General features: G+C 63.4%; 13 protein-coding genes. 11 read left to right on the forward strand and 2 right to left on the reverse strand.

The window, feature by feature from the left end:
• Positions 1-246 precede the first annotated feature (246 nt).
• Positions 247-678 (reverse strand): SufE family protein, encoded by a 432-nt coding sequence (locus HDE76_RS18570; protein WP_179481786.1) that lies wholly within the window; start codon positions 676-678, stop codon positions 247-249.
• Positions 679-728: 50 nt separating this feature from the next.
• Entirely contained in the window at positions 729-2,099 is a 1,371-nt protein-coding gene (gene cysS / locus HDE76_RS18575) for a cysteine--tRNA ligase (protein WP_184509768.1), read from the reverse strand.
• A gap of 180 nt (positions 2,100-2,279) precedes the next feature.
• On the opposite strand from cysS, the gene HDE76_RS18580 reads away from it, so the two are divergent.
• The 11 genes from HDE76_RS18580 (at position 2,280) to HDE76_RS18630 (ending at position 13,178) form a co-directional block, all read left to right on the forward strand.
• On the forward strand, positions 2,280-2,852 hold the full coding sequence (locus HDE76_RS18580) for a glycine zipper 2TM domain-containing protein (protein ID WP_184509770.1): 573 nt from the start codon (positions 2,280-2,282) through the stop codon (positions 2,850-2,852).
• A 441-nt stretch (positions 2,853-3,293) separates the two neighbouring features.
• On the forward strand, positions 3,294-4,301 hold the full coding sequence (locus tag HDE76_RS18585) for an N-acetylornithine carbamoyltransferase (protein WP_184509772.1): 1,008 nt from the start codon (positions 3,294-3,296) through the stop codon (positions 4,299-4,301).
• 22 nt (positions 4,302-4,323) lie between these two features.
• A complete protein-coding gene (locus tag HDE76_RS18590; RefSeq protein WP_179481794.1) occupies positions 4,324-4,950 on the forward strand; it encodes an FMN-binding negative transcriptional regulator in 627 nt (208 codons plus the stop codon).
• On the forward strand, positions 4,947-5,432 hold the full coding sequence (locus tag HDE76_RS18595; protein ID WP_255457877.1) for an OsmC family protein: 486 nt from the start codon (positions 4,947-4,949) through the stop codon (positions 5,430-5,432). Before HDE76_RS18590 ends, HDE76_RS18595 begins: the two co-directional genes overlap by 4 nt.
• A 38-nt stretch (positions 5,433-5,470) precedes the next feature.
• Complete coding sequence (locus HDE76_RS18600) at positions 5,471-6,679, forward strand: argininosuccinate synthase (protein ID WP_179481796.1); 1,209 nt, start codon at positions 5,471-5,473, stop codon at positions 6,677-6,679.
• Positions 6,679-7,818 carry an acetylornithine deacetylase gene (locus tag HDE76_RS18605; protein ID WP_184509773.1) on the forward strand — a complete coding sequence of 380 codons (1,140 nt, stop codon included), beginning with the start codon at positions 6,679-6,681 and terminating at the stop codon, positions 7,816-7,818. The genes HDE76_RS18600 and HDE76_RS18605 overlap by 1 nt, the downstream gene beginning before the upstream one ends.
• Positions 7,805-9,121, forward strand: coding sequence for an acetylglutamate kinase (locus HDE76_RS18610; protein WP_184509776.1), 1,317 nt, complete (start codon positions 7,805-7,807; stop codon positions 9,119-9,121). The genes HDE76_RS18605 and HDE76_RS18610 overlap by 14 nt, the downstream gene beginning before the upstream one ends.
• Positions 9,122-9,125: 4 nt before the next feature.
• Positions 9,126-10,112, forward strand: a complete 987-nt coding sequence (gene argC / locus HDE76_RS18615; protein ID WP_184509778.1) for an N-acetyl-gamma-glutamyl-phosphate reductase — start codon at positions 9,126-9,128, stop codon at positions 10,110-10,112.
• A 51-nt stretch (positions 10,113-10,163) separates the two neighbouring features.
• Positions 10,164-11,531, forward strand: coding sequence for a proline--tRNA ligase (gene proS, locus HDE76_RS18620; protein WP_184509781.1), 1,368 nt, complete (start codon positions 10,164-10,166; stop codon positions 11,529-11,531).
• On the forward strand, positions 11,524-12,819 hold the full coding sequence (gene argH / locus HDE76_RS18625; protein WP_184509783.1) for an argininosuccinate lyase: 1,296 nt from the start codon (positions 11,524-11,526) through the stop codon (positions 12,817-12,819). The genes proS and argH overlap by 8 nt, the downstream gene beginning before the upstream one ends.
• Positions 12,816-13,178, forward strand: coding sequence for a cupin domain-containing protein (locus HDE76_RS18630; RefSeq protein WP_184509785.1), 363 nt, complete (start codon positions 12,816-12,818; stop codon positions 13,176-13,178). Before argH ends, HDE76_RS18630 begins: the two co-directional genes overlap by 4 nt.
• Positions 13,179-13,216: the final 38 nt, after the last annotated feature.

Below are 13,216 nucleotides of genomic sequence, written 5' to 3' on the forward strand. Positions count from 1 at the left end.
CACTCGACAGGAATATGCTGCGCGAAGGTACTCAGATCAGAGAACGAGTGCAGCTCATCGATATCAAACAGAACACTTTGCAGGGACACAAAAAATCCGGCCTTCAACAGGTGAAGGCCGGATTCTTGGGACGCCTTGGCTACGATGCAATGCTTAAGTGAACAGCATTACCGCTTAGAGCGGGGCTTTTTATTTCAGGTATCCGTTGACCAGAGCTGGCGTCAGGCAGGCATCGAACGATGCGACTTATTTCAACGCTTGCGCAGCGTATCGCTTCAGCTGGGCTAGCATGGCTGCCAGACCGTTGGAGCGCGTCGGCGACAGGTGCTTGGCCAACCCGATGGTACCGATGAACGCCGGCTCGGTATCCACGATCTCCTGCGCCGAACGATCCGAGTACACGCGCAGCACCAGAGCGATCAGGCCAGAGACGATGGCCGAGTCGCTGATCGCATCGAAGTGCATGCTCGCCGCATTCCCGCCGGGCACCAGCCACACCATCGACTGGCAGCCGTGCACGCGGTAGTCCTCGGTTTTCCATTCCTCAGGGAATGGCGGCAGCTGCTTGCCCAGATCGATAAGGTACTGGTAGCGCTCGGTCCAGTCGCCGAAAAAGGCAAATTCCTCGGCGATTTCGCGCTGCGCTTCGTCGGCGCTGGTGGTGGCGGTCGTAGTCATGCGTGGATTATCGCGCGCTTCGGGTGAAATCCGGGGCGTGTCCGAATGCCTCAGCCTTTCAGCACGCTCCAGCGCGTCCCTTGCGCGCCGTCTTCGATCACGATACCCATGGCGGTCAGCTCGTCGCGGATGGCATCGGCGCGGGCAAAGTCACGGGCGCCGCGCGCGACGCGACGCTGCTCCAGCAGATCGTCGACGTGCGCGGCGTCCACCGCGTTCTCGCCGCGCTTGAGCCACGCATCAGGATCTTGTTGCAGCAGCCCGAGCAGGGCGCCGCCGCCGAGCAGGACAGCCTTGGCCTCGCTGCTGCCGCTATGCCGCGCCTTATCGGCCAGTTGCGACAGCTCGGCCAGCGCCTGCGGCGTGTTGAGGTCATCGCAGAGCGCGGCTTCGATGCGCTCGGGAACCGGCAGACCGCCGCTGGGAATGTCGATAGGTGCCAGATCACGCAGCACGCGATACCAGCCGTCCAGCGTGCTGGTCGCTTGCTGGATGGCATTTTCCGACCAGTCCAGCGGCTGGCGGTAGTGTCCGCGCAGCAACAGCAGGCGAAGCGCTTCGGGCGGATGCAGCTTGAGCAGCTCATGCACCAGCAACACGTTGCCCAGCGATTTGGACATCTTGCGGCCGTCGAAGGTCAGCATGCCGTTGTGCATCCACCATCGTGCAAACGTCTTGCCGCCGTGCGCGCTGGTCGACTGGGCGATTTCGTTTTCGTGGTGCGGAAACAGCAGGTCGACACCGCCGGCGTGGATGTCGATGGTTTCGCCCAGCTGGGCGGCGCACATCGCCGAGCATTCGATATGCCAGCCGGGGCGGCCGCGGCCCCAGGGGCTGTCCCAGCCTGCGAGGTCGGGCGTGGACGGCTTCCACAGCACGAAGTCGGCGGGGTTCTTTTTGTAAGGTGCGATCTCGACGCGGGCGCCTGCAATCAGTTCCTCGGTATCGCGGCCGGACAGCGCGCCGTAGGCCGGATACGAATCGACATTGAACAGCACGTGGCCTTCGGCGGCGTAGGCGTGGCCATTGGCGATCAGCGTCTCGTTCATCGCGATGATCTCGCCGATATGCGCGGTCGCGTGCGGCTCCAGATCCGGCGGGACGATACCCAGCCCGGCCATGTCCTCGTGATAGGCGTGGGTGTAGCGATCGGTGATCGTGCCGATCGATACGCCTTCGCGCTGCGCGGCGGCGTTGATCTTGTCCTCGACGTCGGTGATGTTGCGGGCGTAGACGACGTTCGGATAATGGCGCCGCAGCAGTCGTGCCAGCACGTCGAACACTACCGGACCGCGCGCGTTGCCGATATGCACATAGTTGTAGACCGTGGGGCCGCAGAGGTACATCGTCACGCGCTGCGGATCGAGCGGTGCGAACGGCTCCGTGCGGCGCGTCAGGCTGTTGTAGAGCGAAATCGGCATGGGCGAAAAATCCGCAACGAAGGCGTCGTGCTTGGGCAGGCAAACTTAGCTCAACATCTTAACAAGATGTAAGTGGAACGGTTGCGAAACGTTAATTCTAAGGCTGTATTCAGCGTGAACTTGATGCAATGACAAGAGGGAGCACACATCGAGCTCCACGTCCCGAGATTGGAGGTCGCAATGACCAGGTTATGGCTTTCCACGCTGGCGTTGGCCCTTGTGGCTACCAGCATCCACGCGCAGGACGTGCGTTACTCCGACCAGCCGCCGCCGCCGCCGGGCGCGCCAGGGCCGGTTGGTCCGGGCCCCGATGACAACGCGCATTACGGTTGGGCGGACGTGCTGCGCGCCGATCCGGTGCAGGGTATCGTCCGCACCACGGTACCGCAGCAGCAGTGCTACAACCAGCAAGTGGTGCAGCACGATCCCGGCAACAGCGGCGTCGGTACCGTGCTAGGCGCGGTCGTCGGTGGTGTTCTGGGCAGCACCATTGGCAAAGGTGACGGCCGGGTAGCCGCCACGGTCGGTGGTGCGGTCGTCGGTGGTGCGGTCGGCAACCACGTGTCTGACCACGGTGGGGACTATTCCACCACCCAGACCAGCTGTCAGCAGGTCAATACGGTCAGCGATCAGCGCCGGATCATTGGGTATGACGTCGAGTACCGCTATCGCGGTGAGGTTTACACCTCGCGTCTGAACTATGACCCGGGCGAGCGCCTGCGGGTTCGCGTGCAGGTGCAGCCGGCCGATTGATAGCTCGATTGGTAGCTATGCATCATGGGATCGCCGCCTTCGGGCGGCGATCCTCGTTAGGGCACCGAATTTTCTGTTGCGCGGCAGCGAAATTCTCGCCATTATGTGAACTCACCCGCTGGAATCTTCATGTCCGCAGCCGTCTATACCGCCAATGTCCTGACTAGCGCCCGCATGGCTGCTGGCATGACTTCGCGCGCGCGCCGACCGCTGTATCGACATTCGGCCGGGTAGGCTGTCGCACGCGTTTCATGTGTATCGACGATAAAACCCGGCCATGCGCCGGGTTTTTTTGTTTTTGAAGTTGATTTTGTACAGGTCCATCTGCAAAAAGCCAAACCCCGGCAATCCATGGCCGCACAGATACAACCAGACGCGGATCCGTCCGCAAGAGCACCGGCCATCCATGGCCGGACATTTCAAATAGACGAGCCACGACCCATGTCCATCAGGCATTTCATCACCACCCAGGATTACAGCCGCGCCGAGATCGATGCCTTGCTGGTGCAGGCCGCGGAGTTCAAGCGCTCGCCGCGCGGTCAGCAGCTGGCCGGCAAGTCGATTGCGCTGCTGTTCTTCAACCCCTCGATGCGCACGCGCACCAGCTTCGAGCTGGGTGCCTTCCATCTGGGGGGGCATGCGATCGTGCTGTCGCCGGGCAAGGACGCGTGGCCGATCGAGTTCGAGGTGGGCTCGGTGATGGATGGCGATACCGAGGAACACATCGCCGAAGTGGCGCGGGTGCTGTCGCGTTATGTCGACCTGATCGCGGTGCGGGCGTTTCCCAAATTCCAGGACTGGGCGGTGGACCGGCAGGACAGCGTGATCAAGGCCTTCGCGCAGTACGCCAAGGTGCCGGTGATCAATATGGAGACGATTACCCACCCCTGCCAGGAGCTGGCCCATGCGCTGGCGCTGAAGGAGCACCTGGGCGATCTGCAGAACAAGAAATATGTGCTGACCTGGACCTATCACCCCAAGCCGCTGAATACGGCGGTGGCCAACTCGGCGCTGCTGATCGCGACCAAGCTCGGCATGGACGTGACCCTGCTGTGCCCGACGCCGGACTACGTGCTGGACGAGCGCTACATGGAATACGGTCGTCTGAACGCCGAACAGAACGGCGGTTCGCTCAAGGTCGCCCACGACATCGAGGAAGCCTATCGCGGCGCCAACGTGGTCTATGCCAAGAGCTGGGGCGCGCTGCCGTTCTTCGGCCAATGGGACAAGGAAAAGCCGGTGCGCGAGGCGAGCAAGCATTTCATCGTCGACTCGGCCAAGATGGCGCTGACCAACCACGGCCTCTTCAGCCACTGCCTGCCGCTGCGCCGTAACATCAAGGCCACCGACGCGGTGATGGATTCGCCCGCCTGCATCGCCATCGACGAGGCCGAAAACCGCCTGCACGTGCAGAAGGCGGTGATGGCGTCGCTGATCGGCCAGCGCTGAGAGCATGCATAGGCTCTGATGCATGTACACGCCAGCCTCCTTTCGCGAATCGCGTATCGACGTCCTGCAGGACCTGATGCGCGCGTATCCGTTTGCCACGGTGGTGGCCAACGGCACGAACGGATTCGTCGCCAACCACGTGCCGTTCGAAGTGATCGGCGACGCGCTGCTGCATGGCCATGTGGCGCGCGGCAACGAGCTGGCAAGCATGGATGGCGCCGACGTGCTGCTGATCTTTCAGGGGCCGGACGGCTACATCAGTCCGAACTGGTACCCCAGCAAGCACGAGACCGGCCGCGAAGTGCCCACCTGGAATTACGCGGTGGTCCACGTGCACGGCCGCCTGCAGGTGATCGACGATGCCGCATGGAAACTCGCACTGCTGGACGCGCTCACCGATCACCACGAAGCCAGCCAGCCGTCGCCGTGGCGTGTGGCCGATGCGCCGGCCGACCACATCGAAAAATCCCTGAAGGCGATCGTTGGCATCGCGGTGACGATCGAGCGCATCGAAGGCAAGTTCAAGCTGAGCCAGAATCACCCGGCGCGCAATCAGGCGGGCGTCGTCGAGGGCCTGCGCCGGCGCGATGCCGACGGCGATGGCGAACTCGCGCAGCTGATGCTGCGTACCCAGGAGGGCCGATCATGAGTCAAGGTATGCCACATCAGCATCGGTATCGGGTGGACGTCGACTGGACCGGCAATCTCGGCAGCGGCACCCAAAGCTACCGCGGCTACGAGCGCAGCCACGAGATTCGCGTGCCGGGCAAGCCCGCGCTGGCCGGTTCATCCGATGCCGCGTTTCGCGGCGATGCCTCGCGCCACAATCCGGAAGATCTGCTGGTTGCCGCGCTGTCTTCGTGCCACATGCTGGCCTATCTGCATCTGGCAGCGACCGCCAAGGTGGTGGTGACGGCGTACAGCGATGCCGCCGAAGGCATGATGGAAACCGACGCCGACGGTGGCCGCTTTGTCGAAGTGGTGCTGCGTCCCACCGTAACCATCAGCGCGACCAGCGACGCGACGAAAGCCGCCGCGCTGCATGTCGACGCGCACCACGCCTGCTTTATCGCCAGCTCTGTCAATTTTCCGGTGCACTGCGAGCCACGCATTGTGGTCGAAGTCGCCTAGAACCCACAGACCCTTTTCCCATCAAGGATTCGCACCTCATGAGCCAAGCCAGCGCCTCCAACAAAGATATCGTCCTCGCCTTTTCCGGCGGCCTCGACACCAGCTTCTGCGTGCCATACCTGCAGGAGCGCGGCTGGGCTGTGCACACGGTGTTTGCCGATACTGGCGGCGTCGACGCGGAAGAGCGCGCGTTTATCGAGCAGCGCGCCACGGAACTGGGCGTGGCCTCGCATCTTACGGTCGACGGCGGTCCGGCAATCTGGCAAGGCTTCGTCAAGCCGTTCGTGTGGGCTGGCGAAGGCTATCAGGGCCAATATCCGCTGCTGGTATCGGATCGCTATCTGATCGTCGAGGCGGCGTTGAGGCGCGCCGGCGAGCTGGGCACCAAGGTCATCGCGCACGGCTGCACCGGCATGGGCAACGACCAGGTGCGCTTCGATCTGGCGGTGAAGTCGCTAGGCGACTACGACATCGTGGCGCCGATCCGCGAAATTCAGAAAGAGCACACCCAGACCCGTGCTTACGAGCAGGCGTATCTGGAGGAGCGCGGCTTCGAAGTGCGCGCCAAGCAGAAGAGCTACACCATCAACGAGAACGTGCTGGGCGTCACCATGTCCGGCGGCGAAATCGATCACTGGAAAACCCCGGGAGAGGGCGCGCGCGGCTGGTGCAAGCCACGCGCCGAATGGCCGTCCGAAAAACTCCGCGTGACGCTGGGCTTCGAGAAGGGCGAGGCGGTGTCGATCGATGGCCAGAAAATGGCAGGCGACAAGCTGCTGGTCAAGCTCAACGAGCTCTTCGCCGCGTACGGCGTGGGTCGCGGCATGTACACCGGCGACACCACTATCGGCCTCAAGGGACGCATCCTGTACGAGGCGCCGGGCATCGTGTCCCTGCTGACCGCGCATCGCGCGCTGGAAGAGGCCGTGCTGACCAAGCAGCAGAACCGCTTCAAGCCGGAGGTGGCACGCAAGTGGGTCGAGCTGGTGTACGAGGGTTTCTATCACGACCCGCTGAAAACCGATCTCGAAGCTTTCCTCGCCTCCAGCCAGAGCTGCGTCAACGGTGAAGTGGTGCTGGAAACCTACGGCGCGCAGGTCACCGCGGTGGAAGTGCGGTCGCCGCATATCCTCAACGCGAAGGGTGCGGTCTACGCGCAGTCGGCCGACTGGGGCGTGGCCGAGGCGGAGGGCTTCATCAAGCTGTTCGGCATGAGCAGCACGCTGTGGGCGGAGATCAATCGCTGATGAGCCACCGGGAACAGGGAACAGGGAACGGGGAACGCGGTAGCGATCTGCTGCAGGCGACCCTGAGTCATCTCAAAACCTTGGTCGCGTTCGATACGCGCAATCCACCGCGCGCGATCGGCACGGATGGCTTGTTCGATTATCTGCGCGCGCAGCTGCCAGGTTTTACGTTGACGCTGACCGATTACGGCGCGGGTGCAGTGACGCTGCATGCCGTGCGCGGTACGCCGAAAGTGCTGTTCAACGTGCATCTGGACACGGTGCCCGATTCGCCGAACTGGACGGCGGATCCGCACACGCTGCGCCTTACCGAAACCCGGGCGATCGGGCTAGGTGCCTGCGATATCAAGGGCGCGGCGGCGGCGTTGATCGCGGTGGCGAACGCGGGTGACGGCGACATGGCGATGCTGTTTTCCACCGACGAAGAGGCCAACGACGCGCGCTGCATTGCCGGCTTCCTCGGCGAATCGCATCCCTACGAGGCGATCATCGTGGCCGAGCCGACCAAGGGCGAGGCCGCGCTGACGCATCGGGGCATCCATTCAGTGATGATGCGATTTGCCGGTCATGCCGGCCATGCGTCGGGCGAGCAGAAGGCCAGCGACAGCGCGCTGCATCAGGTGATGCGCTGGGGCGATGCGGCGCTCGATTTCGTGGCGGCGCAGGCGCACGAGCGCTTCGGGGGACTCACGGGACTGCGCTTCAATATCGGCCGCGTCGAAGGCGGCATCAAGGCGAACATGATCGCGCCATCGGCCGAAGTACGCTTCGGATTTCGGCCGCTGCCGACGATGAATCCGGATCAGCTGCTGCGTCATTTCCGTACGCTGGTGGAACCGCCGCCGGCCGAATTCGAGGAAACCTTTCGTGGCGCCTCGCTGCCTGCCGGTGACACCGCGAATGCGGAAGCCAATCGTCTCGCCGCGCGCGACCTGGCTGACGAGTTGGACATTCCCGTCGGCAACGCCGTGGATTTCTGGACCGAGGCCGCGCTGTTTTCCGCCGCCGGCTACACCGCTTTCGTTTATGGCCCCGGTGACATCGCGCAGGCACACACCGCCGACGAATGGGTGACGCTGGCCCAGTTGCAGCACTACGCAGAAACCATTGATCGGATCGTCAATCGTGAAAGAGCATAAAAACACCCGCCAGACCATCGTGCGCCTGCTGGAAAGCATGGGCAGCGCGAAGGAAATTCAGCAGTACCTCAAGCGCTTTTCGCAGCTCGATGCGAAGCGCTTTGCCGTGGTCAAGGTCGGCGGCGCCGTGCTGCGCGATGAGCTGCCCGAGCTGACCTCGTCGCTGACGTTTCTGCAGCAGGTCGGCCTCACGCCGATCGTGCTGCATGGCGCGGGTCCGCAGCTCGATGAGGAGCTGGCCGCGGCCGGTATCGAGAAACAGACCGTCAACGGCCTGCGCGTGACCTCGCCGCGGGCGCTGGCCATTGTGCGCAAGGTATTCCAGCAGCAGAACCTGCGTCTGGTCGAGGCGCTGCAGTCGATGGATACGCGCGCGACGTCGGTGCCGTCGGGCGTGTTCACCTCGACCTATCTGGATCAGGACGTTTATGGCCTGGTAGGCAAGGTGCAGAGCATCAATCTGGCGCCGATCGAGGCCAGCCTGCGTGCCGGTTCCATTCCGGTGATCGCCAGCCTGGGCGAGACCGAGCAGGGCCAGATCCTCAATATCAATGCCGACTTCGCCGCCAACGAACTGGTGCGCGTACTGCAGCCGTACAAGATCGTGTTTCTCACCGGCACGGGCGGTCTGCTCGACGACAAGGGCACCGTGATCGATTCGATCAACCTCAGCACCGAGTTCGAGCATCTGATGGCGCAGCCGTGGATCAACGGCGGCATGCGCTTGAAAATCGAGCAGATCGCCGATCTGCTGGCCGATCTGCCGCTGACGTCGTCCGTGTCGATCACGCGCCCCGCGGAGCTGGCCAAGGAGCTGTTCACGCACAAGGGATCGGGCACCCTCGTGCGCCGCGGTGAGCGGGTGCTGACGTTCGACTCGTGGGAGGGCATCGACCTGGCGCGCATGCGCGTGCTGATCGAGTCGAGCTTTGGCCGCACGCTGGTGCCGGATTATTTCGAACGCACCAAGCCGCGGCGCATTTATCTCAGTGAAAACTATCGCGCCGCGATGATCCTCACCGACGAGGAAGGCCTGCCTTATCTGGACAAGTTCGCCGTGCTCGACGACGCGCAGGGCGAAGGCCTCGGCCGTGCCGTGTGGCAGGTGATGCGCGAGGAAAATCCGCAGCTGTTCTGGCGCTCGCGCCATGGCAACGTGGTCAACCATTTTTACTACGCCGAGTCCGACGGCAGCCTCAAGCAGCCGCGCTGGAAAGTGTTCTGGTATGGCTTGCCCGACTTCGACACCATCGCCCGCTGCGTCGCGCACTGCGCCACGCGGCAGCCGACGCTGCTGGACTGACGCCATGACTCTGTCGAACAACGCTGCACAAAAAAAATCCATCGGCATCGTCGGTGCGCGAGGGCACACCGGCGTCGAGCTGATCCGTTTGATCGCGGCGCATCCCTCGCTGGAGCTGACGTTCGTGTCGTCGCGCGAGCTCGACGGCCAGCGCGTGGCCGACCATGTGGACGGCTATATCGGTGAGCTGCGCTATGCCAGTCTCGACGCGCCGGCTGTGGCAGGGCAGGCGGCGGACGTGGTGATCCTCGCCTTGCCCAATGGCAAGGCGGCGCCGTACGTCGAGGCAATCGAAGCAGCGCACCCGCAGGCGCTGGTGCTGGATCTGTCGGCCGACTATCGCTTCGACGAGCGCTGGTATTACGGCCTGCCCGAACTTACCCGCGACAAGTGGCGTGGTCAGACGCGCATCAGCAATCCCGGTTGCTATGCGACCGCCATGCAGCTTTCCATCGCGCCGCTGAAGGATCTGCTTGCCGCCCCGCCGGTGTGCTTTGGCGTGTCGGGCTATTCGGGCGCGGGCACCACGCCGTCGGACAAGAACGATCCTGAAAAACTGCGCGACAATCTGATGCCATACGCGCTGACGGGCCACATGCACGAGAAGGAAGCCTCGCGTCATCTCGGCGTGCCGGTCGAATTCATGCCGCACGTGGCGCCGCATTTTCGCGGCCTTACCGTCACCACCAATCTGTATCTGTCGCGCAAGATGACGCGCGAGGAAGTGCTGCAGCGCTTTCGTCATGCCTACGACGCCGAGCCATTGGTCGTAGTGCTCGACGAGGCGCCGTGGGTGAGCCGCATCGCGCACCGTCACCATGCCGAGATCGGCGGCTTCGCCTTGTCCGTCGACGGCAAGCGCGTGGTGATCGTGGCGACGCTGGACAACTTGCTCAAGGGCGCGGCCACGCAGGCGATGCAGAACATCAACCTGGCCATCGGTTGCGCCGAGCTGGCCGGCATCGATCCGGAGGCGACGGCACGACCGTGAAGCGGCAATGCCGCTCGCATCGTCGCCTACGTCTACTTCCGGAGATCCACCATGCGTTTGTCCCGCTATTTATTACCCACCCTGAAAAACGATCCCGCCGAAGCGCAGATCGTCTCGCACCGTCTGATGCTGCGCGCAGGGATGATCCGGCAGGAAGCCGCCGGCATCTACGCCTGGCTGCCGCTGGGTTTGCGCGTGCTGCGCAACATCGAGCGTATCGTGCGCGAGGAAATGGATCGGGCCGGCGCAGTCGAGCTGCTGATGCCGACGCTGCAGCTGGCCGACCTGTGGCGTGAAAGCGGTCGCTACGATGCCTATGGTCCCGAAATGCTGCGCATCACCGACAGGCACGAACGCGAATTGCTGTACGGGCCGACCAATGAGGAAATGGTCACCGACATTTTCCGCAGCCACGTCAGCTCCTGGCGCAACCTACCGTTGAACCTCTATCAGGTGCAGTGGAAATTTCGCGACGAGCAGCGCCCGCGTTTCGGCCTGATGCGCGGACGCGAATTTCTCATGAAGGACGCTTATTCGTTCGACCTGGACGAAGCCGGCGCCAAGCGCTCCTATCGGCGGATGTTCGTCGCCTACCTGCGAATGTTCGCGCACATGGGCCTGAAGGCGATTCCCATGCGCGCGGAAACCGGCCCGATCGGTGGCGACCTGTCGCACGAGTTCATCGTGCTGGCACAGACCGGCGAGTCGGCCGTGTATTGCGATCGCGACGTCCTCGATCTGCCGGTGCCGGCATCGGATATCGATTACGCCGGGGATCTACAGCCGGTGATTGATCGATGGACGGAACGCTATGCTGCCACCGAGGACGTGCACGATGCCGCGCGCTTCGAGCGAGAGGTGGCGCCGACGCATCGCGTGCAGACCCGCGGCATCGAAGTCGGGCAGATTTTCTATTTCGGCACCAAATATTCGCTGCCGATGAAGGCAACGGTAACCGGATCGGACGGGGTAGCTCGTCCGATTCACGGTGGCTGTTACGGCGTAGGCATTTCTCGCCTGATCGGTGCGATCATCGAGGCCAGTCACGACGAGCACGGCATTGTCTGGCCCGCTTCGGTGACGCCGTTCGACGTCGGTCTGGTCAACCTCAAATGCGGCGATACGCGTTCCGACGAGGCCTGCGAAACGCTTTATGCGCAGCTCCAGGCAGCCGGTATCAGCGTGCTTTACGATGATACCGACGACCGCGCCGGCGCGAAGTTCTCCAAAATGGATCTGATCGGGCTGCCCTGGCAGCTCATCGTGGGGCCGCGAGGGCTCGACGCGGGCGTGGTAGAACTGAAACATCGCGTCAATGGCGATCGGCGGGAGCTTTCGATCGAGGCCGCCGTGCCATGGCTGACCGCAGCGCATACCCATCTTGTCGCCAATTATTCGGGTGAAAAAGCTCATGACTGATCTTCTGTGGCAAAAGGCGGGTGTGGCGACGAATGCACGCATCATGGCGTTTCTCGCCGGTGACGACGTCCTGCTGGATCGCGAATTTTTCCTGCACGACATCACGGCCAGCAAGGCGCATGTCGAAGGCCTCGCCAACATCCATGTGGTCACGGCTGACGAAGCCGCGGCACTGAAGCGAGAACTGGACACGCTGGCCGAAGACTTTCGCAGCGGCACCTTCGTGCTGGACGATCGCTACGAAGACGGTCATTCGGCGATCGAGGCGCGTCTCACCGAACGTCTCGGCGATGCCGGTCGGCGTGTGCACACCGGTCGCAGCCGCAACGACCAGATCCTTGTCGCCACGCGCCTGTGGTTGAAAGAGCAGCTCGCCACGCTGCAATCGCACTGCCGCGCGATTGCGCAGGTCTGCCTCGACCGCGCCGCACAGCCGGCCATTCCCTTGCCCGGCTATACGCATCTGCAGCGCGCGGTGGTGTCGTCCACCGGCATGTGGTTCGCCGGCTTTGCCGAAGGCTTTATCGACAATGCCGTGCGCGCCAGACAGACGTCCGAATGGATCGACGCCAATCCGCTGGGGACAGCGGCCGGTTACGGCGTCAACCTCAAGCTGGATCGCGAGCACACCACCCAGGCGCTGGGTTTTGCGCGCATGCAGGTGTCGCCGATCTACGCGCAGCTGTCGCGCGGCAAGTTCGAGATGGCCGTGCTGGAGGCCATCGCCAGCGCACTGCTCGACCTGCGCCGGCTGGCCTGGGACCTGTCGCTGTTCACCACCGCGGAATTCAATTTCGTCAGCCTGCCGTCGGAGTACACCACCGGCAGCTCGATCATGCCGAACAAGCGCAACCCCGACGTGGTGGAGCTGTTGCGTGCTAGTTACGCGAGCGTGGCCGCGGCGCGTACCGAGATCGAGCAGCTGCTGTCGCTGCCGTCGGGTTATCAGCGCGACCTGCAGTTTTCCAAGGGCTCGTTGTTTCACGGCTGCCGCCACGGCCTGATGGCGTTGTCGCTGGTGCCCGATCTGCTGGCGCGACTGCAGTGGAACGAGATGCCCATGCGCGCGGCGATCGAGCCAGCCATGTATGCCACCGACGTGGCGATCGAGCAGGCAGCTGCCGGCGTGCCGTTCCGCGAGGCTTACCGTGCGGCGGCTGATACTGCGGCGAGTGCCGGCGAAGGCCGCACACCCGAGTCGAGCCTCGCGGCGCGCACGTCGCCCGGCGCAGGGCACGATTTGCGCTTGAATGACCTGGCTGAGCGACTGGCACAGATCGACGCATGAACGCATCGGTTTCCACCCACAACGCGACCCACTATCGCTGGGGTGGAGTCTGCGACGGTTGGCATCTTTTGGCCGGCGATGACCTCAGTGTGATTGAGGAACGTATGCCGCCCGGCGCGACCGAGTTGCGTCACCGTCATGCACGTGCCCGGCAGTTCTTCTATGTGCTGGACGGCGTAGCCACCTTGGAGGCTGGCGGTGTGACTTACTCACTGAAGGCAGGGGAGGGGCTGCATATTCCGCCGGGCACGGCGCATCAGATGTGCAACCAATGCACTGTCGACTTGCGGTTCATGGTCATCTCTGCGCCGAAGAGTCACGGTGACCGCGAACTCGTGCCGCCGGACGAGGTGGAGTAGATGGGAACTCAGGAGTCCGTTCATGCTCTCCCGGTGCA

The sequence above is a fragment of the Rhodanobacter sp. ANJX3 genome, from assembly GCF_014200755.1.
Lineage (GTDB): Bacteria > Pseudomonadota > Gammaproteobacteria > Xanthomonadales > Rhodanobacteraceae > Rhodanobacter.